Below are 25,529 nucleotides of genomic sequence, written 5' to 3'. Positions count from 1 at the left end.
TAAGCGGCGTGTGACACATGCTACAGTGTCCTAAACTATCGACAATATATTTACCTCGATTCCATGCTGGTGATTTATCAGACTCATAGGCAATCGCATTATCTTCCGGGAAGAAAAACAATAAGTTCCATCCCCACAAAGAAAAACGTGCACCAGGTACACCAAAGGGAAAGGGCAAGTCTTTATTTTTTGCTCGACCGGGGGAATGCTCATAAAATAAGCATATAATGCACGCGCATCGTCATCTGAGATTTTGGAGAAATAGACATAAGGAAAAACAGGGAAATAATTTCTACCCTGGGGATCCCGTCCTTCTTTCAAAGCACGAATGAAATCTTGCTCTGTCCAATTCCCAATTCCTGTTTTTTGTCGGGTGTAATATTAGGACTATAAAAAGTACCAAAGGGAGTATTAATCGGTAATCCCCCTGCAAAAGCGGCAGTCTTGCCTTGAACGTCGGTATGACAGGCAATACAATCACCCACCCGCGCCAAATACTCACCGCGTTTAATCAATTCTTCCTGAGCTCCACTGGCAGGCTTAGTAGGAGGGTAAGTAGGGTAATACCCATCGATCAAAGGATCCATCGGTTCGCTAGAGCTTTTCTCAGCAGCCCATAAAGCTCCTGAAAAAACCATCGCTAACGCTAAAAAAGACACAATAATTGCGTTTCTTTTCAACAAAGAGCCCACGCTCCCTCCTTAAACTTATTACCCTTGGTAATCTACAGACAGGAAAAATTAATCTGGCATTTTATACCCCTACTCACACAACTTGCAATGTTGTTAGTACTGGATTTAGTGAAAAATGACAATAGACTTCTTTCGAAGCCCGCCAAAGTGAGGACAGTACGAGGAAAAACAGCACGCAGAACCACAGTGTACACGCCAGTACAGGAGGATTTGAGCACTGTACGGACGAAGCGCTACACAATGCAGTCGCGTTTCAAAAAGCCAATAAACTGCTTTCAAAACTCACTGTAGTGAGAGCAACAGTGCGCAGAGCCGTTTCGAAAGAAGTCTAATAATTCGGCTGACATCTCCGACAAGCATTGCTATGATTCCATCCTTCATGGACAACCAAGGAATTCTTATGGTGTGGAAAGCGGCAGTTGATTTAGCCCAATTACAACAAAACGAGAGAGAAACGTTGCTTATTGACGGTCACAAAATTCTCTTTATCTGGCATAATAAACAAGTGCACGCAGTGCAGGCGCAATGCCCCCATTTCAAGCTTCCCCTTGCTAAAGGTAAAATTACGGATGATTGTGCCATTGTCTGTCCTTTTCACAAAAGTGAATTTGATTTGACCACTGGCGATGTAAAATGCTGGTCACCATGGCCGCCTGCTGTAGGGAATCTTTTGGGAAAAGTTGTCAAACCGAAGAACTTGAAAATTTACCCTACTCGCATCAATCAAGACAAAATCGAAGTTGATGTCGCTTAAACGCACTATTTTATGATTATTTTTAAATTAGAAAGCGCTTGGCTCCTTCAGTAATTTTTCTATAAAAAGCTTGTATTGCCTGGCAGGTAACTGCCAGTAATGCAGGTATAAAGGCATCAACCATCGTTTATCAGGGCAAAGTTCTACTAATAATCCCTGTGCTAACTCATCACGAATATCCAGGCTCGGAATCCAGCCATAGCCATAACCCTTTAAAGCAAACTGCTTATATCCTTGCACAGAAGGCACCATATGATAACGATGTCTGGTAAATGAATGCTGAAAGAAGTGTTTAAAATAATGTTCCGGTAAGCGATCGCGGCTATCAAAAATAATCATCGGTGCTGCTAATAAATTATCCACCACCGATTTTTTGGCCTTAAAATGGCGGGCAACAAAATCTGGTGAGGCTACTAATAAATAATCCATATGCCCCAACAGAACACACTCGCAACCCGGCAAAGACCGATCGTAGCTGGTAACACAAGCAGATACTGATCCTTTACGAAAATAATCAATGGTTATTTCCTGATCATCGGTGATGATGTCAATATTGATTTTCTCCAGCAGCTTCAACTCCTCCAACAAACGAACAAACCAAGTTTCCAAACTATCGCGATTCAAAGCAACAGAAAGACGTGCCGGTGTATCTTGTTGAATTTCTTGTAATAAATGCTCTTCTAACAAACGTGTACGACGTAGCAAACTAAGTAATTTTTCCCCCAAAGGAGTCGCTTGATAGGGTAATGAACGAATAAGCAAAGGTTGACCGAATTGGGTTTCCAATTGTTTGATACGCAAACTAACTGCTGGCTGGGTAATAAATAATTGTTTAGCTGCTGCCGCAAAACTCTGCGTTTGAATGACTGCATCTAAAGCGTATAAGCCTCTCTGTTCTATTCTCATAAGCAAAATTTATTAATGATTATAATTATTAATTTTAATTATAATTATAATTGCGCAATAATTGCCACATTTCGTTTCAAAGGATAATCCACCATGATGGTATATCTGAATGGTTTAATGCTCGGCTTATCGCTAATAACTGCTCTAGGGCCACAGAATGTATTTCTGATTCGCCAAGGCGCACGACGTAATCACGCCGCACTTTCGGCGCTTATTTGTTTTTTCTGCGATATTATTTTGGTTTGTGCCAGCATTGCTGGTTTGCATGAGGTACTTAAACTTCATCCTACTTTACAAGGATGGGTAACCTGGTTTGGTGTCGCCTTTTTACTGTTCTACGGCTGCAAGACGTTAAAACAAGCTATAAGCAAAGAAAAGCAAACAACTACTGCCGACGAACGAACCTCTAATCGCTGGCAGATTGTCATGCTTGCCCTTGGCTTTAGTTTACTTAATCCACATGCAATTATTGACAGTTTAGTCATCATTGGTGGAGGCAGCAGTCAATTTCCCGAGCATCAACAAGCCTTCTTATTAGGTGTACTGACCTCCAGCCTCCTATGGTTCAGCTCTCTGACATTCACGACGCATTATTTTGCGCATGTTTTATCTCGGGCCAACGTCTGGAAGCGCATCGAATTTTCCAGTGGAATACTGATGTTATTTTTAGGCTTAAAATTGGCTTGCAGCCAATTTTAAGGTTCTTTACCCAGTGGAAGAAAGTACAGCCCTCTTAATGGCATCATTAGCTAACTCTTTACTATGAGATTGTAAGAAGACACCCCACAAATCATCCGTGCCCCCTTCGCCATAAATTTTGAATTGCCATTCTTTAATTTGCTCACCCGCTGCAAACTGAGTTAATCTTGCTTTAAAAGAAGTAGTGGGTTCAGTTTCCCTCTTAGCACGTGATAACATGGAAGCCGGTTCAAGATCACTAGTCTTCCAAGTGCAAATCGTTTCGCTTTTTACCCAGGGCCCTAGCGCCAATACAAGCTCCTGAAGAGGTATCGAACCCAATTTGTACCAATGGTCGCCCGTATTTCGTCCCATTGACCAATTATAAGCAGCAATCAGATCATTTAAGGCCTCATGATATTGTTTAAATACCTCTATATGACGTCCATAGTGATAAGCAGCATAGCCGAACGCAGCTATGGACACAGTAACTAGAGGAAAAACATAGCAACCGACCCAAGAAGCGCTACCAATCGCTACCCCTTTTACAATATTACTATCAGTGCTATGTAAAATTTTTTGTGCCTGTTGGAAACGCAAAATTCGCTTGCCAATCATATCAAGATGGATCACCGATTTGTAATCAAAATTTCCATCTCCCAATTCTACTCGTGGGATCAAAGGGGACTCTTCAAAAAACCAAACATTATGCAGCTCCATTGCTATTACTTGGACTATTTTATCGTAATAAAAAAGATAGCAAGAAACTTGCGGTAGATAAAAAGTGAAGAACTGAAGATAGAAAGGGTCAATCAGTGTGTCGCCAATTGACCCAGTGGAATGACACATAGCAAGTCCAACCTCGCGAGGCGAATATCGCATAAGCGAGTCTGCATTGTCAATATACGATAGCCCTTTACTTGCACTAAACTTCGGTTGAAACTCGCTGCAGTGAGCGTAGTGCGAGGAGAAAAAGAAGTTTATTTGTTGTTCCCCTGCTCATACGTTAGACTGCCGCACAGTATTTCATAGCTCATAGCAGGTTCATCATGTTTTACAGCGATAATGTGCAAGATACCAGACAAATGTTTTTTTCCAGTTGGCAGAAATACCTCCAAAAACAGCCTTTGCTGCCTCTGGAACAACAAATTGTCGACGTTATTCTGGCTCATCCTGAATACCATATGCTCTTGGAGACCTCATCCCTTGGCAATCAATCCTATTTTCCTGAGCTGGGCCAAACGAATCCCTATTTACATATGGGCTTGCATATAGCTATTCGCGAGCAAATCGGCACAGACAGACCTAATGGTATTAATTCTGTTTATCGTCAATTACTGCAGAAATATGGCGATCAATTAGTCGTCGAACATCTCATGATGGAGTGTTTAGCGGAATCACTTTGGCAGGCACAACGCAATCAAAGTTTTCCTAGCGAAAAAGACTATCTTGACGCGTTAAAGCGACTATTAGGAGCCAGATAAGAACGATTCTTCGTGCAGCCCATCACCTTGCGTGCTTTTGCGTAAAATAAAGAACGGAGTCATGAGGATACAAACCGTTATGAAATAGATAAAAAGCCCCTCCATCCCCCAAATACGCATAAACCAAGAGGCCAGTAAAGGCCCTACCGTAGCGCCAAGACTGTAGGCCAATAATAAGCTTTGCGTACCCGCAACAATATCGCGTGCCTCCAAAGTATCACACGCATGGCTAATGCTGATAGGGTAGAGAGTAAAGGTCAAACCGCCAAAGAGTAGCATTAATATAAAAAAGAGCCAGGGATTAATAGCATTTGTCATTAAAACGAGGGAAACAACACTGGTACCCACTGCAATGATAATGAGAACTACATGACGTGCAATCCGATCGGACAACCTACCCAATGGATATTGTAGTAACATCCCACCGAAAATAATCGCGAACATGTAGTTAGCTACGTTTGCCTTATTGCGAAATAAATTGCTAAGCAGTGTCGGCATCAAACCATAGATACCTCCCATAATCAATCCTGAGCTTAAGCAGCCTACAAAACCCGCCATTGATTTATCAAATAGTTTCTGCAAGCTGAAAGTTGATACCTCTTCATACGCTGGTGGGTTTACACGTGACATTGCCAAGGGAATTATAGACAAAGAACAAAGTATAGAAGTCAAAGCAAATAACGACAGCGTATCTGGCTCAGCAAGATTCAAAAAAATTGTCCTAAACTCTGTGCGGCATAGTAACTAATCATATACAAAGACAGTATTTGCCCTCGATTCATTACTGAACTTTTGCCAAGCAACCAGCTCTCTATCACGACAAACAACCCTGCAGAAGTAAATCCGGCTAAACCACGTAAAAACAACCACAATCCGACGTGATAAAAAATACCATGTAATAAACAAATAATTGCCTGCGTAGCAGAAAGAACGACATAAGCACGAATATGACCAACCCGTGTAATAAAGCGATCCATGCGAAATGAACCCAATACCAGTCCAGCATAAAAAACACCTGTCATGGCACCAATTGCCAGTGGCGGCGCCTGACTTAATGTCATATTCAAAGCTAATAATGTGGAGAAAAAACCAGTTCCGAGGATAAAAATGAATAAACTCAATAAGGGCACAAAAATCTCAGTCATTACAGCTGGCATGGTGATACACTCATTAGAGATTAGAGTAGGCAGAAAAAGATACAGGATGAGCATAACAAACTATTGCTCACACTGCACCCACATTAATGTACTTACCCTAAACACAAGAAGCTAAGAATAAGCCAGACTTAGCAACACTTAGTTAGCAACGCCCCTAAATCTCCGAACTCAAAGCCGCTGCTCCCGCGAAAGGATTTGAAAAGAGGTCTATTAGGTATCAGCCTTAGAATCGGTTAAGATAAGCAACCTGCTCCCTATAACAACATCCAATGACCAAAAAGAAAAACAACCCATTTCGGCTTTGAATCAGTGGCCTGGGATGAAAAAGAAAAAAAGTTGGTGCCGTCTTTCACTCGGTTGCTAAAAACTATGATTTAATGAATGACCTCATGTCTCTCGGCATTCACCGCCTCTGGAAGCGCCTTACCATTGCTTTAAGTCAGGTACATGCCGGACATCAAGTGCTCGATATAGCCGGCGGCAGCGGTGATTTAACCCGTTTACTGAGTAAAAAAGTAGGAGAGCAAGGGCAAGTTATTTTAGCCGATATCAATGCCTCCATGTTAGCAGTAGGACGAGATCGCCTGCTAAATGAAGGCTTGCACAGAAACATTAACTTCGTACAAGCGAATGCTCAAACCCTGCCTTTTGCTGACAACTGTTTTGATTGCATTACCATAGGCTTTGGCTTACGTAATGTCACCGATAAGGAAGAGGCTTTACGCTCCATGTATCGTGTTTGTAAACCAGGTGGTAAAGTAATGATTCTGGAATTTTCCACACCCATACTTCCTGGGTTAAAACCGATTTATGATTGGTATTCTTTTAATGTGTTACCTAAAATTGGACAATTGTTTGCGCAAGACGCAGACAGCTATCAATATCTTGCCGAGTCGATTCGCATGCATCCTACACAAGAAGGCTTAAAGGTAATGATTGAGAAAGCAGGATTTGAAGATTGTCATTATCATAATTTAAGTGGCGGAATTGTTGCTTTGCACATCGCCCATAAATATTGAGAGTATTATGATTAAGAAATATTCATTGAAAGCCTTACAAAAGGCTATTAATCACGCCCTGGCACTGGACGAATCCATGCCAACCAAAATTGCAGCCTTGCAGGGTAAAGTGCTTGAAATTATCATCGCGCCCCTAGGAGTTAATTTCTTTATTCATTTTGATCATCAACAATTAGAATTACTCGCTGACTATGACGGACGCGCTGATACCATCATTCATAGTAGTCCACTTGGTTTAATTCGTTTAAGTTTTTTACCGGTTTCCAAAGCACGCTCTTTATTTAACGATAAAATCCGCTTATCAGGCGATGTAGAACTGGGACAGCAGGTCAAAAAATTATTCGATGAACTCGATATTGATTGGGAAGGCCATCTAGCCCATTTTACTGGCGATGTGGTAGCACATCAATTGGGCTCCCTCGTTCGTCAGGGTTTGGCGTTTAAAAAACAGCTTGGGCAATCGCTGCGCCATAATGTGACCGATTATCTACAAGAAGAATTGGCGGCTGTACCACCACGAGAAGAAATAGATGATTTTTTAACGATATTGATAAATTGTCCCTTGATGTGGAGCGTTTGCAAGCCCACATTAACCAGTTGATGGCGAGCCATGAAATCAATTAAACAATTAGTAAGACTACTGCATATTAATATGATATTGGCTAAAAATGGTCTTGATCAGTTGATCGTTTCCATTCGTCTTTTCTCACCGTTTCGTTTTATTGTTTATTTAAACCCTTGGAACTGGGTACGCAAGGAAAAATTAACCCGTGGCGAAGCGTTAAGAAAAACCTTGGAAGAACTGGGCCCTATCTTCATTAAATTTGGTCAAGCCTTATCCACTCGCCCCGATATCTTACCTCCTGATATCGCATTGGAATTATGCAAATTACAGGATAAAGTCCCTCCCTTTGCTAGTAACAAGGCTTTAGCTATCGTTGAAGCAGCCTTTGGGCAGTCAGCTTTTCAAATCTTTGCACAATTTGATCCTGTCCCCCTGGCTTCTGCATCGATGGCACAGGTACATGCTGCTACCCTAAAAACAGGAGAAGAGGTAGTGGTTAAAATTTTGCGCCCCAATATGCGCAAAATTATTGAGAAAGATTTAAGTATCATGCACACCATAGCCAGCCTGGCTGATCGCTATTGGGCTGAAAGTAAACGTTTGAAACCCAAAGAAATTGTACAAGAGTTTGAACATAATTTAATTGATGAGCTCGACCTACAGCGGGAAGCTGCCAATGCAGGGCAATTGAGACGAAATTTCCATAACTCGCCTCTTCTCTATATTCCAGAAATATTTTGGGACTATACGCGTGAAAATGTGATGGTTATGGAGCGCATTTATGGAATACCTGTCTCTGATATCGCTACCTTAAAAGAGAGGGGCGTCAACATTAAAAAACTGGCAGAACGCGGCGTAGAAATTTTCTTCACTCAGGTGTTCAGAGATTGCTTCTTTCATGCCGATATGCACCCTGGCAATATTTTTGTATCGCCGCTTCATCCCCATGATCCGCAATATATTTGTATTGATTTTGGTATTATCGGTACGTTGAATAATAGTGATAAACGTTACCTGGCAGAAAATCTGTATGCATTTTTTAACCGCGATTACCGCCGTGTTGCGCAATTGCATGTTGAATCAGGTTGGGTTGCCAGAGACACACGCATTGAAGAATTTGAAAGTGCCATTCGTACCGTCTGTGAACCTATCTTTGAAAAACCTTTAAAGATATTTCCTTCGCTCAGGTGGTCTTACGACTTTTTCAAGTTGCAAGGCGCTTCCAGATGGAAGTACAACCACAGTTGGTGCTCTTGCAAAAAACCTTATTGGCTATTGAGGGCCTGGGCCGTCAACTTTATCCTGACCTTGATCTCTGGGTCACTGCCAAACCTTTTTTGGAAAGGTGGCTCAAAGAGCAAATGGGACCCAAGGCATTCATTCACCAGTTACGCGAAAATTTACCCTTTCTTACGGAACAATTACCTCACATGCCACGGCTTTTGCACGACGTATTGGAATTGACTAAAGAACAAAAAATTCGTGCCCTGATGCCAGTCAATAACCAACAGAATTTATACACGGTAAAAAATGCTTGGTACAAAGGGCTCGGCATAGGTATTTTTGGTGCTATGGCAGTAGTAGGTTCACTGAGTTATTTTAAATTATTAAATCATGATAAATTGTCAGTGATTACTTTAACGATGGCAATTGCGGGTGGATTTATCGCCTTCATTAACCGCACAAGCAACAGGAGTTAACATGGGATTAAGTGGAATCAGTCCTTTATCATTGCTATTAATATTACTCATTGTTGTAGCCTTGTTTGGTACCAGCAAATTAAAAATATCGGTTCTGATTTAGGTACCGCAATCAAAAATTTTCGCCGTGCGATGAATGAGGATGACGATAAAAAATCATGAGTAGCGGTGAATTATTACTCACTTTCTTAGTGGCTATTGTAGTTTTTGGCCCAAGTAAATTACCTATGCTTGCAGAACATTTAGGTAAACTTGTTCGTCATATAAACCTGTTAAAAGAGAAAATGATTAACTTCTGGCAAAACCAATTAGACGAACAGCAATTAAAAGAAAATACGCGCAAAGCAGAAAAAGCGGATGCCATTTATCGACAAGAAGATAAAACCCCTTGATTTAAACTGTTATAAACCCTCTCTAGCCATATCATAGACCACCCTAGCTGACATGTTGTTGTTAAAGTTCTCTTAAGTATTGGATGTTAAAATAATGCTCAAATAGGTTAATTAATGTTGGAATGCCATGTTATCCAAAGTCGAATCTAAAAAAGCAACTTAGTCTCAACAACACTTCCTTATGCTGCTAATTATTCCAAATTTTGCTCTCCTTTTAGTAGCGACTTCGAAAATGCCAAAGCAGTTTTAAGCAATTACTGTACTAGAAGCTGGCTCCAATGGGCTCCCAAAGGCCCCCTTCAGCGCATGGGTAAAAATCGTACGGGAAAAAATATAGAGACTGTAGAAGAAGTATTAACTAATCCGGATATTACATCAGTAGACATGCTTATTTCTTCAATTAATGATCAGATTCAAGATTACTCTTCGGATAGCTCTTTGTTGAAGCGTTTGGTATTTATATGTGCCATGGCAAACATTCCTTATCAAATCGTTACGAAAGGAGAGAAGTTAGTTTTAGAACTACTCGAAGCCCCAGAATTAAGCTTGATAAGTAATAGTTTACAAACAATTTCCATGAAGACAAGTAGTTCAGACTTGTTGTTGCAATCTTACAGGCAATACCCTCTTCACCCTCAATATACTAAATCTCAAATAATTGCCTCAGAAGATCGCGATTATGAGGGGGTCATGGTCACTAATGATCCCGCCATGCTAAAGCCAGGTAAGAACTATTTATACGTTGTTACCTTAGAAGGCGAAATATGGTTTGCACCCCAATTTAACGATTCAACTAAATTAACTCATGGAGGCTTGGCTCGCCAGGCACAATTACTTTCTGGTGGTTCAGGCGGAAGTGCCGTGCTTAGTGCAGGCGCTATATCACTTGGCGACAATGATGCCATCTTTAATTTAGCAAGTGGTCATTTCCAACCGGAATTCGGGGCCTATATCCCTCTTATTGAAGTCTTAATGGATAAACTCCCCCATTATAAATTACTGTTGCAAAGGACTTACTATAAAAGTTTGGATGACCGCATGTGTGTGGAAGCGTCATTGGATTTAGTAGAAGGTATACGAAATCTTAAATTAAACATACTAACCTATTTACAGCAAGTTAGACCTAGTCCTTTGGCTGCGATTGCCCGGAAAATTTTTCTAGACATCAACACTGCCGGAGCTGAATACAAAGAGGAATCTGTTGCATTCAGTGAAGAAGAGTTAGAAGTGCTGTTTAAAGACGAGGAATTAGGCAAAATCGTCTGTGAGTCGTTGGATTATTGCCCGGAAACGATTCAGGAATATAGCAAAAAGCTGTTACCAACAGAAGAAATGAACTTCACTTTTTAATAGCTCGCTCGGCCAGCTCTACCTAGCCAAATCGTGGTTCTGGCCGATGACAATAAGGTGCTTTACTATGTTTGCCATAATAGTCTTGGTGATAACCTTCGGCAGGCCAGAAAGGCTGTACTTCTAATAGGCGAGTAGCTACATTATAACCCCGCTCTTGCAGTCGCTGAATCAATATCTGTGCTTCTTCCCGCTGTTCTTCATTGTAGTAAAAAACAGCACTTTTATATTGTGAACCGATGTCAGGACCTTGCCCTGTGCGTTGAGTAGGATCGTGGATTTCAAAGAAACGTTTAAGAACTGTATGATAATCTGCTTTTGCCACATCATAGACCACTCTTGCTACTTCATAATGCCCTGTATCGCCACGACAAACCTGTTCATAACTCGGGTTCACAACTGACCCACCAGAATAGCCTACCTCGACCTTAAGTACCCCCGGAACAAGACGTAAAAAATGATCAACACCCCAAAAGCAACCCCCAGCAACAATCGCCTCTTCAGTATCCAAAACCTGATCATCGACCACAAAATCAAGGGAGGCCGAATTCACACAATGGCGAAGATTTTTATGGGTAAAATACTCACCAATGAAAACGTGTCCTAAATGCCCATCACAACGAGCACAAAGTATTTCCGTACGTTGACCATCTTTGTCTGGGATTTGTTTGACCGCTTGAACAATATCATCATCAAAACTAGGCCAGCCACAGCCAGAATGAAATTGGCTTTGGGCGCGGAAAAGAGCCAAACCGCAACGGCGACAAAGATACGTTCCACGTTTTACCAAATGATCAGTATATTCGCCTGTATTGGGATATTCAGTTGCCTTATTACAGATAATACGTTTAACAGCAGGCGTTAAACTGGCTGTTTTATCAAGATAATTGTTCACGGCTCCACCTCTTCAACAGGAATCGGGCCTTTCACCATCACAGGCGGACTATTAAATTCCGCCTGTTCACAATTCTCTTGTAATCGGCTCGGCTTATTTAACGCGATTACAAATTTTATCGGCCATATACCCGATTGCACCAGCATAGTAGATAGAATTATTGTAGCGCAAAATCATTTTATAGTTAGGATAAGCAAGAAAAACTGGCCCGCCATTAGGTTGTACAATACTGGCCTCTAATTCCTGGTGAGGCAAGGGTTGACCATTTTCTGTACGTACACCTAGAGCATTCCATTCACTGACTGGTTTAACGATTGCCTTGCCCTCTAATTTCATATCAAACTTAGGAGGAAGTTTGACTTGAATGGCCCAAGGCTGGCCAGTTTGCCAACCATTCTTTTTCATGTAATTTGCAATCGATGCGAATACGTCCGCTTTGCTTTCCCAAATGTCTTTGCGGCCATCGCCATCATAATCGACAGCAAATTCTAACCAGCTAGAAGGTAAAAACTGTGGTTGGCCTGAGGCCCCCGCCCATTCTCCTTTGAAATGCTGTAAAGTTACATGACCATCATTCAAAATATGAAGTGCCAGGAATAGCTGTTTACGGAAAAAATCCCGTCGATTGGAATCATAAGCCAGCGTTGCTAAAGATTTAATTACCGGAAAATTGCCCATGTAGGTGCCGTAACTGCTTTCCATTCCCCAGAAGGACACAATAAAGCAGGGATCAACGCCGAAATGCTGGCCAATTTCCTCCAATAATTCTTTATTCTTATTGTATTGCTTACGTCCCATCATAATTCGGTAGTTATCCGCACGAGAATGCAGGTATTTACTAAATGTTAATCGATGTTCAGGTTGCGAACGGGCCAGACCTTTGACTTGGCGGCTCGGTTCACGGATATCAGCAAAGGCTTGATCAAAAATCGTAGCGGAAATACCCTGTTCCAATGCCTGTTGCCTCACTTCGGCAACCCAGTTATTCCAACTCTGTTGGGCAGCCAAAACCCACTGTGATAGCAGCAATAGGCTTAAAATTGCCGCACGACGTCCCCATTTTTTCATGACCATCCCCCTTATTGTTATTCTTGCTTGCTACCAAACCAACAAGAACGCTTTTTTTGATCAATTAGCACCGTATTTAGTTTGCGGCAAGAAGTTAAAAATTTATACAAGCAGGAATCATGCCTGCACACGTCGTATGCGCCAGTATATAATTAACAGACGATAAGACCCAAGATCACTCTCTCAACGATGAAAAAAGAACAAACGGGGTTACAAGCCGATCCTTCTTTACGCAGTCTCTATAATTCTATTGATGATGATAATTGAAGAACAATGTTAGCTGGTGTGTCTCTATCAAAACAATCATGACTGATTTTATACGTGGTAAAAGTATGATTAACCAACTGATTTTCCTATTATTCTAAGATATCTATATGAATAGCTACTCGTTACAGAAAACTGCAAAACAATTGACTCCTTCAATAAATCCAGGGAGGCTGGAATAGTATACCTCGAAATCGTACCGCAAACTCATTACAAATGTCTGAGGCAATGATGAGTTGATAGCCAATTGAACTTATTATCCCTTTCTATATGAAACAGAGCGTTGTTGTATTCTTAAACCAAATGCTTCGCTAAAACACTACTTTGGTGCTACTTTGTAATTAGGACGTTTAAAATAATACAACCCCAGGGCAGGGCAATGTATGGTAAAAAATAAAATTTCAACTGTACGAAGATTATCAAAATCACGCCAGGCAACCATAATTCCTGGCTATTCGGAACAGGTGTTTCCCTTTAAAGAAGCCAGTGAGCTACTTGTTTTTTCAATCTCTTTGATCAATTTTTTCAGGCAAATCTTGCTAAAATATCTGCTGGAATAAGTCCCGCAGCCCTAAGCACAGCTTATTTTTCATGGCTTGCCCAGTTAGCGCTCTGTCCTGGTCGCTTGGCAGAATTAGCTCTTTATCCACTACTCCATAACGAAGATTGCGGCAACAAAATTTTATGCGAAACCAGGCCAGGTAGCGGTCGTGATGTAAGATTTCATACCGAAAATTGGGAGTCCTTCCCCTGGCGTTTTTGGGCTGAGGGCTTTCTCCAAATGGAAGATTGGTGGCGGCGTGCGACCACCAATATTCCCGGTTTACCAGAGCATGTCGAACGAACTGTTGCCTTTTGTATTCGACAAATCATGGATGCTTTATCCCCCTCAAATTTCGTATTGACGAACCCTAATCTCTTTTACGAGACCATTCGCTCAAGTGGCCTTAATTTAATTCATGGTACTAAACTCGCTCTACAAGACACACTAGAAAGATTAATTGGTGTACCGCCAGCTGGAATTGAACATTTCATCCCTGGCAAAACCGTTGCTATTACACCAGGGAAAGTTGTCTTTCGTAATCATTTGATTGAACTTATTCAATATAAACCACAAACCAAAACAGTTTTTAGAGAACCTCTCTTAATATTACCGGCTTGGATTATGAAATATTATATTCTCGATCTTTCGCCTAAAAATTCCATGGTAAACTGGTTTGTTAGCAAAGGACACACCGTATTTATCATTTCCTGGCGTAATCCAGATAGCAAGGATCGCCATTTAGGCCTAGATGATTATTATCGCTTAGGGGCTATGGCAGCAATCGATGCCGTTTCCGCCATTCAACCGAAAACCAAAATCAATCTTATGGGCTACTGCCTCGGTGGTACTTTAGCGATGATTACTGCAGCAGCAATGGCCAGAAATGGTGATGAGCGTCTTAACAGCCTCGTCCTACTGGCGGCACAAGGTGATTTCAGTGAAGCAGGAGAATTGATGCTTTTTATCACGGAAAGTGAAGTCTCCTTTCTTAAAAACATGATGTGGGGAGAGGGGTATCTGGATACTAAACAAATGGCTGGCTCTTTCCAGATGCTACGCACCTACGACTTAATATGGTCAAAAATGGTTCATGATTACATGACTGGTACCCAGCGCGGTCTAATTGACCTATTAGCCTGGAATGCCGATGCAACCCGCATGCCCTATAAAATGCACAGTGAATATTTGGAAAAGCTTTTTCTCGATAATGATTTTTCTGCAGGGCGTTTTAAAGTTGAGGGCATGCCCGTAGTCGCTGCAAACATTCATTTACCCGCCTTTATTGTTAGCACAGAAAAAGATCACGTCGCTCCCTGGCGCTCAGTATATAAAATTCATTTGATGGTAAATGATGATATTACTTTTGTATTAACCGAAGGCGGGCATAATGCCGGAATAGTTAGTGAGCCAGGACGCAGGAATAGAACTTATCGCATCCACAGACGCAAGAAAGATACAACCTATATCGATCCAACGAACTGGCTCGAAATTGCAACAATCAAACATGGTTCATGGTGGCTTGCCTTACATAATTGGTTAGTTCAACACTCTAGCACAACACGTATCCCCCCTCCCAAACTACCTGCCTCTCTTCCTGCTGCTCCCGGGAAATATGTCTTGCAGAAATAAAGCGTTATTGCTTATATTGCTTCTTAAACCAATTTGGTTACCGTTTGTTTATAGACCATTCCTAACGGCAACCTGGATTGACGCATGCAGAAAACAACCGTAAACCTGCCCTCACAAAAACCAACCGTTTTCGGTATATTTTTACTTTTCCTCAAATTAGGTTGCACTTGTTTTGGTGGTCCTATTGCTCATATCGGGTATTTCAAGGATGAATTTGTACTACGTCAAAAATGGCTAAATGAGCAATCCTATGCCGATTTAGTTGCTTTATGTCAATTTTTACCTGGGCCAGCGAGTAGCCAAGTCGGTATTGCGCTGGGCTTATCACGTGCCGGACTTAAGGGTGCAATAGCAGCCTGGCTAGGCTTCACCTTACCTTCGGCCATTATATTGCTAGTATTTGCCTTGGCTATTACTCACTTGCAATCTACTCATAATAATTGGTTACATGGTTTGAAGGTGGTTGCCGTTGCAATCGTTGCACAAGCATTGTGGGGAATGGCAAAAACCTTAACCCCTGATGGGATTCGTATAAGCATTGCTCTTGTCGCCGCAGTAGTTACCTCATTAATAGCTGGCGTTTTAGGACAACTCATTGTTATTTTCGGAGGTGGTCTATTGGGCTGGTGGCTACTTACCCCAACCACAAAGCTACCTCATCGTTCTCTAACTATACCTATCGATAAGAAACGTGGTTTGGTATGCCTGATTCTCTTTATCCTTTTTCTTTTTCTATTGCCAGTGCTTGCCTTAGAAACCGGGAACTATGTGACAACGTTGTTTGCTGGTTTTTATCGTGCCGGAGCACTCGTGTTTGGTGGTGGACATGTGGTTTTACCCCTACTACAAACATTGGTGGTTCCTTCAGGTTGGGTAACAAACAATCAATTTCTTGCTGGTTATGGAATAGCTCAAGCTGTACCCGGCCCTCTCTTTGCTTTCGCTGCTTACTTAGGCGCTCTATCCACACAAACGCCAGCAGGTTGGGTAGGTGCTGCTATTGCGCTAATCGCTATATTCCTACCTTCTTTTTTGCTAATCATAGGTACTTTGCCTTTTTGGGAGGCCTTACGTAACCATTCCGTTATTCAACGCGCAATGCTAGGAGTAAACGCTTCAGTGGTTGGCCTCTTATTATCCGCCTTTTATAATCCAGTATGGACAAGTGCTATTTACAATCTCGCTGATTATTTTCTGGCAGTAGTTTGTTTTCTATTATTGTTTTTCTGTAACGTCCCTTCCTGGGCTGTCGTTATTTTTGCTGCGGTTATTACCGGCGTTGGTTAGCCTTAAGCTGTTTTATCAAGATGAGTTGCAAGAGACACCATTAGCAACTCATCTTGATTATTAATTAATCAATACTTATCGTGTAAGAATAGGTATTAAATCCATCATAACTGAGCCCCTTATACTCCATACCACTACAAGCAGCACTAATAGAAGGGTGCATCATATAGGGACCATCTTTGATATCCAATATACACCAATGATAGTCATCATAGGCGACCCCAACGTGAGCATAACCCGTATTACAAGCACCATTATCTCTAATTTCAAAGCTACGAGGTCCTATAATTAAAAGATATAAATCTTGGTTATTGTTGGCACTACGAATATAAATACCCGGATGAGTACTGCTGCTTAAATGGAAATAATCTTTATAATTGCAGAAAAAAGTACTTCGCTGTGTAGAGGCCTGTACATTGGAAAGAAACAAGCCGGCAAGTAAAACAAACACTATTTTCTTCATAATTCACGCCCCTGTGTTAAATGAAAGCACGCGAATTATATGTAAATGAATCCTGTGAAACAACTGGTATCGTATAAGAGTTTGGTAATAAGTATTAGAGCAAGAAAAAGTATACTTTTTTATTCAAAAAAGCATTGGCCATTTTGCAAAAAATACTATACGATTAGAACTATTATAGAAGGCTCTAATTCTTATCCAAACAGTAATCTGTCGCCCAATTCAAACCATTAAAGTTTCATTAAACGCTGAAAAATACCTTTTTTTCAGTAGATTTTTCACCAATCCCTAATTCTTTCAAAGCGCTTATCAATTCTTTATAAGGTCCCTCTTTGCGATCAAGTGTTTTTTCATTTCCTCGTTCAGAGTGACTATATCTTTCAAGGTCTGGGGCAATACAATGATATCAGGGCCTACGTGACTATTAATTTCGCGGCTTTTCTCCATCGCACTCGCTGCCTCACTCAAATCCTGCAGTAATTTTTTCTTCTCGGCATTATCGTGAAAGACAACGAGTTTGCTAGCCAAAAATCACTGTATTTCCATTGATACACGCTATAGCAGTAAAGCCTTCTGGTAAATTGATGCGCTTTACGCTCGGATCCTGTAATTGCACCGCAATACCACCCGCTATCAAAGGTGCTTTGGTAACATTTCTTTTATTTTAGGATTTTGTACTACAAAAACACCTTGTGCTCCTTCACCGAGTTTTACACTTTGTAAGAATGCGCCAATGCCACCCGTATTATCAACAGCTGAGCTATCCGCATGATGAAGAACAAATTGATTATCTTTCCTACGTCTCGCCAATACAGGATTACAAGGACCGAAACTCTGAGAAAATACATGATGTCCTGTTCGAGTTCCGTTAATTTCCACCTCATTACCGCGGCCACCCTGCAATCGAAGTTGTCTAATTATTCCTCTCACTGTACCTAAATCACTGTTCGCACGATCCACTTTTTGATTGTCATCAAGTTGGAGAAGAGTAAGTTTATCTACGTCAAAACCGTATCTTATAGGGCTGGGTATAGAGGAAATTAAGCTTTCATCCTCAATAAAATAAACAACCCTTTCTTTTTCACTTCCCAGCAAGATAATTGCATCACAACCAGTTCTTATGATTTCGTCAATTTTTTCACTAAGGTTTTCATTCGTTTTAAGAAGATAAAGTTCGTAATCACGCGTGACCAAACTTTGTTCTACTAGGACAATTGGAATATAAACAAAAGATTCAGACATCCCTAATGCTAAATTCCTACCCTCAGAATCTTGGCTTAGGATCGCCTCACCACTTGAGGTAGGCCCAGCGCTTAGGGTAACGATAGAAGGTAACTTGTTTTGCGAAGCCATATTGCTCTTTTATTAGTCATATTAATGTCTATTATATGCCACTATTAGATAAAAATGACCACACAATAAGAGGGGCATTTTACTTTCCTACTTTTTCTTGGCGGTCTGCTGTAAACTGAGCACAATACTACTAGCCAAAATAAGGACGACTACGCCAAGGGCGATATAGATAGGGAGCTCAAACCAATAACTCAACAACATTTTAAATCCAATAAATACCAGAATAAATGCAATGCCATACTTGAGTAAATGAAAGCGTTCGGCCATATTTGCCAACAAAAATAAAGAGCACGTAACCCCATAATGGCGAAAATGTTCGAGGTAAAGACAATGAAAGGATCGTTTGTAATTGCAAAAACTGCTGGAAGACTATCCAAAGCAAAAATTAAATCGCTAACCTCAATAAGGATTAATACTAAAAATAAAGGGGTTACATAGAGCAGACCATTTTGTTTTATAAAGAATTTTTCGTCATGAAAAGAGGCACTAACTCGCAGATAAGCTCTCATCCAGCGTAAAACCAAATTGTCTTTTAAATCAAAAGATTGTTCAGAAAAAACAACCATTTTAATGCCAGTTGCTACCAAAATCAGGCCAAAGATATATAAAATCCAATGAAACGTTGCTATCAGAAAAACACCCGATAAAATAATACCCAACCGCATGATAATAGCGCCCATGACTCCGTATAATAAAACGCGACGTTGGTAGTCATGAGGAACTGCAAAATAATTGAAAATCATGATAAAAATAAACATGTTATCAATCGAAAGCGATTCTTCAATTAAATAGCTGGTCAAAAACTCCATCGCTTTTTGATTGGCGATAACTGCACCTGCCGCTTGGATTAAATACCACCACAGCAACAAATTAAATAACAAAGCCAGGGATACCCAGACTGAAACCCAGATAAGTGCTTCTTTACTTGTAATACGGTGTGCTTTTTTCTGCCCAATAAAAAATATCAATAGCCAATACCAGACTCACCAAGATGAAAAATCCCAGCCACATCCACCATTCACTTATTGAATGCATCTTCTCTGCCCCCCTGGGCTAAGTAAGACAACGCCCTTAACAGAGACTATCTATGAAAGTCTAGCAATAAACTCACTTAGATAGAGGTACACCAAGACAACCAGTAATCATGCAAGACTTGAATATTGCCAGAACATAAAAGAGGCAGTGCTGGAGTTAGCCGCTCCAAAGGCCAGTCCCACCATGCCATAGCCAATAGAACCTCGATAGTTTCTTCACTGAAACGCTTCCGAATAAATTTCGCCGGATTCCCTCCGACAATAGCATAGGGTTCAACATTTTTAGTTACTACAGCGCGGCTGGCAATAATAGCCCCATGACCTATCTGAATGCCCGGCATAATCAACGCTTCTGTACCAAGCCAAACATCATTTCCAATAACAGTGTTCCCGGCTGCTTGATAACCATCTATTGCACCGACAAATTCACTATCATCAAGGTAAAAAAGGGAAAGGTACTAATCCAGTCTGGATGATGCCCCTGATTACCAGCCATCATAAATGTAACCCCACTTCCAATCGAGCAGAAGCTCCCGATAATAAGCTTGTCAACTTCTTCACAATCAGGCATAAGATAACGAGCACAATCATCAAAGCTATGGCCATGATAATAGCCAGAATAGTAACTATAAGGACCCACACTAATATTGGGATTCGTTATTTGTTGTGCCAGCGGTATACCCTTAAAAGGCGAATCAAAATAATTTTTCGGCATAATCAGTCCATTATATACTCGTTATTGCTTTACCAATCGATCGCACTGTCATCATAACTTAGTAACACTTCCGCGTGACTATACTGTTTATGTTTTTCAATGACTTTTAACATACTGGCTACGCTGGTTTGCGTATCGATTGGTGCATCTGGCCCGCCTAAACGAGTTTTTACCCAACCCGGATGTAATAACATCACATTGATCCCTTCATTGGCCACATCCAACGCGAAAGCACGCATGGCGCAATTCAATGCCGCTTTGCTAGTGCGATACGCATAACTACGGCCTCGCTGATTATCACTGATACTCCCCATACGCGAACTAATATTAATAATCAATTTCTCCTGCCCTTTACGCAGTTGTGGTAATAAAGCATCAGTAACTTTCAATGCCCCGAAGCAGTTGATCGCCAACACCTGCAAAAAATTATCGCGTTCTATATTGCCAACTGTTACTCCTTGAGCACCACTAATACCGGCGTTATTAATAAGCCAATCGAGAGGTTGCTCACCCAATTTTTTAGCTAAAGCTCGAATCGTTTCGTCCTTGGTAAGATCTAATTGGCAAAGAATGATATTTTTCTTTGTGCCGCCAATTGCTGTAATTCATCCGCTTGCTCTGGAAAACGGCAAGCAGCAAAAATATGACTGTCTAGCTCACTTAATTGCTTAACAAATTCCAACCCTAATCCACGATTAGCACCAGTAATTAATATGTTTTTCATTGTATTAAATCCTCTTAATCTAGATAGTCAGCGATGCATTCGACTTTTCGGAGGGTAAGCATTCATTCGCATCAATATAAGTATTAAAATCCTCTGCTGCTTTCTTCGTCAATCATTCTATAAAGTTGGTAATCTTTTCCCGGAATGGTACTGAGGTTCTGTTTGTCATAAAAGCTACTTTTTAATAAGATAAAAATCTCAATCTGACTTGAACAGTGAATCTCGATCGTATGCAACAAAAAATTATTCTGATCACCGGTTGCTCCACGGGTATTGGCCATGATGCTGCACTTACTTTAGCCAAACGAGGACATCGTGTTATTGCCTCTTGTCGCAAAGCAGAGGATGTCCAAAAACTTGCAACCCTCGGACTTGAAACCATCCAAATGGATGTGGATGATACCACGTCCATTGAGACAGCCTTCGCAGAAGTCCTAACAAAAACCGGCGGACACATAGATGTACTGATCAATAACGCAGGTTATGGCCAGGTGGGTGCTTTGGAAGATGTCCCGCGAACAGCCTTGCGTAGTCAATTTGAAACCAACGTTTTTGGGCTATTAGATCTCACTCGTCTGGCTATTCCTCTAATGCGGCGTCAAGGGCAAGGACGTATTATTAACATTAGTTCTATTCTGGGAGTTATCAGTTTACCCTTTCGTGGTGCTTACAATGCATCGAAATATGCCGTAGAGGGCTTGAGTGATACTCTGCGTCTTGAACTTCAATCGTCCGGCATTAGAGTAATCACCGTGGAGCCTGGTCCGATCCAAAGTCAATTCAGAGATAACTGTATTGATAATTCCCTGCAAAAAATTGACAGCGAACATAGCTATTTTAAAGCTCACTATCAGCAGATGCTTGGTCATTTCCGTCAACAAAAAGCAGATTCCCCCTTCACACAGGGTACTGATACCGTCATTAAGAAATTGATTCATGCCATTGAAGCAAAAAATCCGCGTGCAAAATACCGCGTTACACTTCCAGCTCACCTTTTTGTATGGCTCAAACGGTTACTCAGCGTCAAAATGCTTGATCGCTTCCTCATCTATTTGTCTCGAAAAGAGTTAGGGCCAAACTGAATATAGGGCTTAATTTTCAGCTTTTAGGAGTATCTTGTGATTATGAAACTATCGCTCATCGTAACGCTGTCCGTTGCTACTACAATTTGTTTCGCGAACGAAAATGAAATGCAAGCTTATGCAGATTATTGTCTTGAATCAGGGGGACAAGTAGAGGAAATGCCTGCACAATTTGATGGCCCTACCGGGCAGATCAACGGCAGCAGTAAACATTTTTGTACTTTCAAAATAGATAATGGCTTTATTGCAGTTGGTTTAGAATCATTTGCTTCGGTCAAACCCAATATCGCTGCTACCCTAATAAGAAAATTGCCTCCTATTTCTTTTGATTCACCCTTGTTTAAAGGTAAATACAATAATCCTTCTTTAAATTTTTGTAAGAATATTGGTGGCTCCAGTATGCCATTTACAGTTATCTCTGGTGGTTTTGCTAATGAATTAGGACAGAGTGATATCTGTGTATTTGGTGATGCGTCGATGGTTAGCGCCTGGTCCTTAATTTATATCGCTAATGGCAGAACAGGCTATGAGCTTGTCAGGGAAAAAATTAAAGCAGAACCACTCCATTTTAAACTGCCTTCATAACTTTCCTAGATAGAAAGATACAGCAGATGTTATGACACCATCTGCTGTTATTTTCTAACTAACCTAGATAAGCTGCATTATCGGTACGTACAAAAATCTGAGTGAAATAGAGTTTACCTCTACTATCACGGGCAAGACCTATGCCAGTCAAATTATAACGTCCTTCAATATTACGACGATGCCCCGGGCTGGTTAACCATTGCTCGACTACTATCTTTGCATCCCTGTAATTATAAGCAACATTTTCTGCGCCCCCACGACATTGCTGAATTTCATCAAAAATGCGCTTGATACGCGTACTGAAATACTGATGGCCAAATGGGATACGATGATTTGCCATATCACGGCTATGACGTTCTGCTTCTTGTGAAATAAGCTTATTCATTTTAAGGGGTGGCAAACCACGTTTTTGACGATATTGGTTCACATAAACCAGAATTTTTTCTGATTCTCTGCATCGATAGCGACATAATTAGTTTTTGTTACCGCATAAGCCGGAGGGAAAATACTTATTGTTAGTACAATAATAAGAAAACATGTCATTAGGTTTTTTATCTTTTTCATAATCTCACTCTTATTCTGCTAGCACAGTTTAAATTCTGCTGTAATTTTATGCAGGGCAATAGTGTTATAAAAAGAGCTCTGTTGTCCAGAATTAAACAACATTCGGAGCAAATTTAGATCTTGTTGACAACAAATAACCCTAATATTTTAAGATTAACTTTGCTTACTGACTCAACGAATGGCTAAATTCTCAATTTGTTGCAACTCATTAGCACTTAAGGCGAAATCATCAATCGCTAAATCGTCATGCATATGTTGCTGATCTGTTGTTCCTGTCAAAGGCAACATTTTCATTTGTTGCGCGAAGCGAAAAATAAGCTGAGCCATATTTTTTGATATTTTTGAGCAATGGACCATAACCAAGGCTGCGAAAAATGCTGATAATTGGCAGTTAGTAAAGAAAATCCTTGATAAATGAGTCCGTGCTCTCTGCAAAAAACTCTTATTTCCTTATCCCATTGTTTCACGGCAAAACATCGATTTTGGACAAACGTAGGTTTTACTGTCGAGTAAATATAAAATTCCTCTAACTGCTTAAGACTCACATTTGAAATCCCTAGGAATTTGATTTTTTTGCTCGCCACAATTCCTCCATAGCCTGCCAAGCCGCCCAATCCCCTGTACTTAGACCATCAAAAAATAAAGGCCCATGCAGAATATAAGAATCGATATAATCGGTTTGTAAATGCTCAAGCGAACTGCGAAAAGATTGTTGAACCTGTAACTCATAAGAATCCATTTCGTTATAAGGTTTACGGTGATCCTGACCGTCGGCAAACGTGAATTTTGTTTGCAGAAATAAGTCTTGACGCGTTTTTTCACTGCCCGCTAAAAATACTTGAATCCCTTTACCAACACCTTCTTCATAATAATGTTTACGCTGATTAGCGGTATCAATACCGGTAAATCCTGCCTTCAGAGCAGTAACAACCAAATTTTCTGTGGCCTCTTCCTTCCAGGCAGTGCCATATAAAAACGCCGGAACTGTCTGCTGATGTTGCTTGTGTTCGTCTTTTTCACACGACATAAATGTCTCCTTATTTCTTATGTGTCCAACATATTTCCCAAAGACGCCACTGCCCTTGCATTTCTATTTTGAATGCTATCTAATAAAATTATCATTATCGACGGAGAAAGGAATGTCTGTAAGTAATGAATGCCTCAGTTTACTTATTAAATTAGTCGGCGACTATAAACGAGAAACCAGCGACAAAAATCATACAGAAATTCAATCTACCTTAACCGAACTGCAGGAGAGGGTCACTAGCAACCAAGCAACGCTTACTGATGCAAAAGTGATTTCTTATTTATCAATTTCATTTGTGCTGTTAATAAGGACTAATCCAAGATTTGCTGCTTGCTGCGAGGCTTTTTTCTTGCTTATCAAAAAGTCAAACCGTTAGATTCCTTAGTTAATAGTCAGTTTGAGATCAAAACAGAATTGGATTCATGGCCAGCCGTTAAAGACATTACACAGCCAGAATCGCCTCCGCAACCTTACCAATCCGCTTTTTTCAAGGAATTACAGCTTGAGATCGCGAGACGTACCCAGCAGAAAGTTGCAGCAGTAACAGCCACAGAAAAGCAAAGTCAATCGTATAGCTCTCCTTCTTAACCGGTTAAGCTAGCGTGTTCCATCCACGGTCATGACTTCAACACGCTCATTGACATCGATTGCAATGAGCTGTAAATACATAATCTATTGCTTCTATTTTTTATCTTTAATAAAAATGACTCTTATTGTCAATTTATCTACACTTCATTCTTTGTATCCCATATCCACAAGCGTGCGAGCTTTTGCGCAGCTTTGCAATAATTACTCTACAGGCTGTCTAACTTGTTGTCCGAGCTTTTTTCAGTCAGGAACCAATTTTGCGTGGGTCATGTACCAATATCAAACTCAGTACAAAACACTAATCGAACCGTATAAACTTGGCAAAATTACGAGCAGGCAATTCTTAATTAATTTACTGACTATTTTCGATTTTCTTGATGATAATTTTGTCTGTAGCCTAAGTGATTCAATAAAAATTGCTGACAGTTCCTATAGAGAAGAAGCCAATTTGGCTCTATTAGAACATGCCTGGAATGCAATCATTGGCTTGGAGGATGATAGAGTAGCTCGTTTTGCCACACTCGCCGAACGAGCGCTAGAAGAACCAGTCTATTTAATATCCAATACCAATGAATTAAATGTAAATAAAATAATTCAACTCTTACAAAGCAAGAATCCCGAGATTCGTTTTAACCAAATCGATTGCAGTGTAGTCGATGATAAACAGCCTATTGAGATAGCACCCAATATCTTTCTTTGTTTATCCTATCGCTATCAGCTTTTTAAGACAGACTCTCAAAATCGCGCGGCAACAAATTCTAATTCCACCACGTCCTTACTACGATATCTGGTTGAAGAGCAATTACCTGCAAGCGATAGAGAAAACACTCACGTTATCAGTCAGTATCCAGCTGATTTAGAAGAAGCAATAAAATTAGGCATTGCCCCCGCTAATACTCACCAGGATAGCGACTATTTCCCTCAACCAACTGTAGAAAATGTGGAGGAAAACCAGCTTTGCTAACTTTTAAAAAAGTGCTTAGCTGGCTTATGATTGTCAAAAAACAAAGAAC

At 40.7% G+C, this 25,529-nt stretch carries 27 protein-coding genes and 7 pseudogenes; 17 read left to right on the top strand and 17 right to left on the bottom strand.

Features of this window, described 5'->3' with window-relative positions; genetic code table 11:
• Positions 1-587 (bottom strand): annotated as a pseudogene (locus tag BN58_RS22005) (c-type cytochrome); the annotation flags it as partial.
• 505 nt (positions 588-1,092) lie between these two features.
• On the opposite strand from BN58_RS22005, the gene BN58_RS04280 reads away from it, so the two are divergent.
• Positions 1,093-1,446: a Rieske (2Fe-2S) protein gene (locus BN58_RS04280; protein ID WP_019215795.1), complete on the top strand. Its 354-nt coding sequence runs from the start codon at positions 1,093-1,095 to the stop codon at positions 1,444-1,446.
• Between the two features lie 27 nt (positions 1,447-1,473).
• Here BN58_RS04280 and BN58_RS04275 read toward each other — a convergent pair whose 3' ends face one another.
• Positions 1,474-2,352 carry an ArgP/LysG family DNA-binding transcriptional regulator gene (locus tag BN58_RS04275; protein WP_019215794.1) on the bottom strand — a complete coding sequence of 293 codons (879 nt, stop codon included), beginning with the start codon at positions 2,350-2,352 and terminating at the stop codon, positions 1,474-1,476.
• A gap of 93 nt (positions 2,353-2,445) precedes the next feature.
• Here BN58_RS04275 and BN58_RS04270 point away from each other — a divergent pair, with 93 nt between their 5' ends.
• Positions 2,446-3,051 carry a LysE/ArgO family amino acid transporter gene (locus BN58_RS04270; RefSeq protein ID WP_019215793.1) on the top strand — a complete coding sequence of 202 codons (606 nt, stop codon included), beginning with the start codon at positions 2,446-2,448 and terminating at the stop codon, positions 3,049-3,051.
• 6 nt (positions 3,052-3,057) lie between these two features.
• Here the strand turns inward: BN58_RS04270 and BN58_RS04265 are convergent, their stop codons facing one another.
• Positions 3,058-3,879, bottom strand: coding sequence for a hypothetical protein (locus BN58_RS04265; RefSeq protein WP_232220329.1), 822 nt, complete (start codon positions 3,877-3,879; stop codon positions 3,058-3,060).
• 200 nt (positions 3,880-4,079) lie between these two features.
• On the opposite strand from BN58_RS04265, the gene BN58_RS04260 reads away from it, so the two are divergent.
• Positions 4,080-4,514 carry a DUF1841 family protein gene (locus BN58_RS04260; protein WP_019215791.1) on the top strand — a complete coding sequence of 145 codons (435 nt, stop codon included), beginning with the start codon at positions 4,080-4,082 and terminating at the stop codon, positions 4,512-4,514.
• Here the strand turns inward: BN58_RS04260 and BN58_RS28065 are convergent.
• Together BN58_RS28065 and BN58_RS28060 are read right to left on the bottom strand one after the other, a co-directional pair.
• Complete coding sequence (locus BN58_RS28065; RefSeq protein ID WP_051131832.1) at positions 4,500-5,225, bottom strand: MFS transporter; 726 nt, start codon at positions 5,223-5,225, stop codon at positions 4,500-4,502. The two genes, BN58_RS04260 and BN58_RS28065, sit on opposite strands and share 15 nt — an antisense overlap.
• Positions 5,222-5,725: an MFS transporter gene (locus tag BN58_RS28060; RefSeq protein WP_198009813.1), complete on the bottom strand. Its 504-nt coding sequence runs from the start codon at positions 5,723-5,725 to the stop codon at positions 5,222-5,224. Before BN58_RS28060 ends, BN58_RS28065 begins: the two co-directional genes overlap by 4 nt.
• A 255-nt stretch (positions 5,726-5,980) precedes the next feature.
• Between BN58_RS28060 and ubiE the strand changes: the two are divergent.
• From ubiE to BN58_RS04225, 7 genes and pseudogenes are all read left to right on the top strand, one after another.
• Positions 5,981-6,690, top strand: a pseudogene (gene ubiE, locus BN58_RS21995) (bifunctional demethylmenaquinone methyltransferase/2-methoxy-6-polyprenyl-1,4-benzoquinol methylase UbiE).
• Between the two features lie 7 nt (positions 6,691-6,697).
• A pseudogene (locus BN58_RS21990) lies at positions 6,698-7,314 on the top strand (ubiquinone biosynthesis accessory factor UbiJ).
• Positions 7,301-8,725 (top strand): annotated as a pseudogene (gene ubiB / locus BN58_RS21985) (ubiquinone biosynthesis regulatory protein kinase UbiB); the annotation flags it as partial. The pseudogenes BN58_RS21990 and ubiB, both read left to right, overlap by 14 nt.
• Positions 8,716-8,955 carry a hypothetical protein gene (locus tag BN58_RS37490; protein WP_408605455.1) on the top strand — a complete coding sequence of 80 codons (240 nt, stop codon included), beginning with the start codon at positions 8,716-8,718 and terminating at the stop codon, positions 8,953-8,955. The pseudogene ubiB and the gene BN58_RS37490, both read left to right, overlap by 10 nt.
• Before the next feature lies 1 nt (position 8,956).
• Positions 8,957-9,117: pseudogene (tatA, locus tag BN58_RS21980) on the top strand (twin-arginine translocase TatA/TatE family subunit).
• Positions 9,114-9,347, top strand: coding sequence for a twin-arginine translocase TatA/TatE family subunit (locus BN58_RS04230; RefSeq protein ID WP_019215788.1), 234 nt, complete (start codon positions 9,114-9,116; stop codon positions 9,345-9,347). The pseudogene tatA and the gene BN58_RS04230 overlap by 4 nt, the downstream one beginning before the upstream one ends.
• Positions 9,348-9,653: 306 nt before the next feature.
• Positions 9,654-10,697, top strand: a complete 1,044-nt coding sequence (locus BN58_RS04225) for a hypothetical protein (protein WP_019215787.1) — start codon at positions 9,654-9,656, stop codon at positions 10,695-10,697.
• 22 nt (positions 10,698-10,719) lie between these two features.
• Here the strand turns inward: BN58_RS04225 and BN58_RS04220 are convergent, their stop codons facing one another.
• Together BN58_RS04220 and BN58_RS04215 are read right to left on the bottom strand one after the other, a co-directional pair.
• Positions 10,720-11,592, bottom strand: coding sequence for a bifunctional methionine sulfoxide reductase B/A protein (locus BN58_RS04220; protein WP_019215786.1), 873 nt, complete (start codon positions 11,590-11,592; stop codon positions 10,720-10,722).
• 93 nt (positions 11,593-11,685) lie between these two features.
• Positions 11,686-12,660 carry a lytic murein transglycosylase gene (locus tag BN58_RS04215; RefSeq protein ID WP_019215785.1) on the bottom strand — a complete coding sequence of 325 codons (975 nt, stop codon included), beginning with the start codon at positions 12,658-12,660 and terminating at the stop codon, positions 11,686-11,688.
• A 766-nt stretch (positions 12,661-13,426) separates the two neighbouring features.
• On the opposite strand from BN58_RS04215, the pseudogene BN58_RS21975 reads away from it, so the two are divergent.
• Positions 13,427-15,097 (top strand): annotated as a pseudogene (locus BN58_RS21975) (PHA/PHB synthase family protein); the annotation flags it as partial.
• An 84-nt stretch (positions 15,098-15,181) separates the two neighbouring features.
• On the top strand, positions 15,182-16,384 hold the full coding sequence (chrA, locus tag BN58_RS04200; protein ID WP_019215782.1) for a chromate efflux transporter: 1,203 nt from the start codon (positions 15,182-15,184) through the stop codon (positions 16,382-16,384).
• Between the two features lie 64 nt (positions 16,385-16,448).
• On the opposite strand, the gene BN58_RS04195 is transcribed toward chrA, so the two are convergent.
• From BN58_RS04195 to BN58_RS30515, 7 genes and pseudogenes are all read right to left on the bottom strand, one after another.
• Positions 16,449-16,847 (bottom strand): hypothetical protein, encoded by a 399-nt coding sequence (locus BN58_RS04195; RefSeq protein WP_019215781.1) that lies wholly within the window; start codon positions 16,845-16,847, stop codon positions 16,449-16,451.
• Positions 16,848-17,153: 306 nt separating this feature from the next.
• Positions 17,154-17,372, bottom strand: a complete 219-nt coding sequence (locus BN58_RS04190) for a hypothetical protein (protein WP_019215780.1) — start codon at positions 17,370-17,372, stop codon at positions 17,154-17,156.
• A gap of 105 nt (positions 17,373-17,477) precedes the next feature.
• Positions 17,478-18,197 carry a hypothetical protein gene (locus BN58_RS04185; protein WP_019215778.1) on the bottom strand — a complete coding sequence of 240 codons (720 nt, stop codon included), beginning with the start codon at positions 18,195-18,197 and terminating at the stop codon, positions 17,478-17,480.
• 191 nt (positions 18,198-18,388) lie between these two features.
• On the bottom strand, positions 18,389-19,165 hold the full coding sequence (locus tag BN58_RS21970; RefSeq protein ID WP_232220328.1) for a TerC/Alx family metal homeostasis membrane protein: 777 nt from the start codon (positions 19,163-19,165) through the stop codon (positions 18,389-18,391).
• A gap of 143 nt (positions 19,166-19,308) precedes the next feature.
• Positions 19,309-19,946 (bottom strand): annotated as a pseudogene (catB, locus tag BN58_RS31490) (type B chloramphenicol O-acetyltransferase).
• Between the two features lie 29 nt (positions 19,947-19,975).
• Positions 19,976-20,482 (bottom strand): SDR family NAD(P)-dependent oxidoreductase, encoded by a 507-nt coding sequence (locus tag BN58_RS21955; RefSeq protein ID WP_232220331.1) that lies wholly within the window; start codon positions 20,480-20,482, stop codon positions 19,976-19,978.
• Between the two features lie 20 nt (positions 20,483-20,502).
• On the bottom strand, positions 20,503-20,670 hold the full coding sequence (locus BN58_RS30515) for an SDR family NAD(P)-dependent oxidoreductase (RefSeq protein ID WP_019215773.1): 168 nt from the start codon (positions 20,668-20,670) through the stop codon (positions 20,503-20,505).
• A 230-nt stretch (positions 20,671-20,900) separates the two neighbouring features.
• On the opposite strand from BN58_RS30515, the gene BN58_RS04165 reads away from it, so the two are divergent.
• Together BN58_RS04165 and BN58_RS04160 are read left to right on the top strand one after the other, a co-directional pair.
• Positions 20,901-21,752 (top strand): SDR family NAD(P)-dependent oxidoreductase, encoded by an 852-nt coding sequence (locus BN58_RS04165; RefSeq protein WP_019215772.1) that lies wholly within the window; start codon positions 20,901-20,903, stop codon positions 21,750-21,752.
• Positions 21,753-21,788: 36 nt separating this feature from the next.
• On the top strand, positions 21,789-22,337 hold the full coding sequence (locus BN58_RS04160; protein ID WP_019215771.1) for a hypothetical protein: 549 nt from the start codon (positions 21,789-21,791) through the stop codon (positions 22,335-22,337).
• A gap of 58 nt (positions 22,338-22,395) precedes the next feature.
• On the opposite strand, the gene BN58_RS32745 is transcribed toward BN58_RS04160, so the two are convergent.
• The 3 genes from BN58_RS32745 to BN58_RS32735 all read right to left on the bottom strand — a co-directional run bounded on the left by BN58_RS32745 (position 22,396) and on the right by BN58_RS32735 (position 23,928).
• Entirely contained in the window at positions 22,396-22,722 is a 327-nt protein-coding gene (locus BN58_RS32745; RefSeq protein WP_156812353.1) for a CAP domain-containing protein, read from the bottom strand.
• A gap of 350 nt (positions 22,723-23,072) precedes the next feature.
• Positions 23,073-23,228: a hypothetical protein gene (locus BN58_RS32740; RefSeq protein WP_232220327.1), complete on the bottom strand. Its 156-nt coding sequence runs from the start codon at positions 23,226-23,228 to the stop codon at positions 23,073-23,075.
• Positions 23,229-23,457: 229 nt separating this feature from the next.
• A complete protein-coding gene (locus BN58_RS32735; RefSeq protein WP_232220326.1) occupies positions 23,458-23,928 on the bottom strand; it encodes an aldo/keto reductase in 471 nt (156 codons plus the stop codon).
• A gap of 112 nt (positions 23,929-24,040) precedes the next feature.
• On the opposite strand from BN58_RS32735, the gene BN58_RS30510 reads away from it, so the two are divergent.
• The 3 genes from BN58_RS30510 to BN58_RS21940 all read left to right on the top strand — a co-directional run bounded on the left by BN58_RS30510 (position 24,041) and on the right by BN58_RS21940 (position 25,480).
• A complete protein-coding gene (locus BN58_RS30510) occupies positions 24,041-24,304 on the top strand; it encodes a hypothetical protein (RefSeq protein WP_156812349.1) in 264 nt (87 codons plus the stop codon).
• A 38-nt stretch (positions 24,305-24,342) separates the two neighbouring features.
• The gene (locus tag BN58_RS04145) at positions 24,343-24,516 is read left to right on the top strand and encodes a hypothetical protein (protein WP_156812348.1); all 174 of its coding nucleotides are present in this window, start codon (positions 24,343-24,345) and stop codon (positions 24,514-24,516) included.
• A 268-nt stretch (positions 24,517-24,784) separates the two neighbouring features.
• Complete coding sequence (locus tag BN58_RS21940) at positions 24,785-25,480, top strand: hypothetical protein (RefSeq protein WP_019215767.1); 696 nt, start codon at positions 24,785-24,787, stop codon at positions 25,478-25,480.
• Positions 25,481-25,529: the final 49 nt, after the last annotated feature.

This window comes from Legionella tunisiensis (assembly GCF_000308315.1).
Classification (GTDB): domain Bacteria; phylum Pseudomonadota; class Gammaproteobacteria; order Legionellales; family Legionellaceae; genus Tatlockia; species Tatlockia tunisiensis.
Note: the sequence above shows the minus strand (reverse complement) of the source record. Positions and strands in the feature narration are given on the sequence as shown.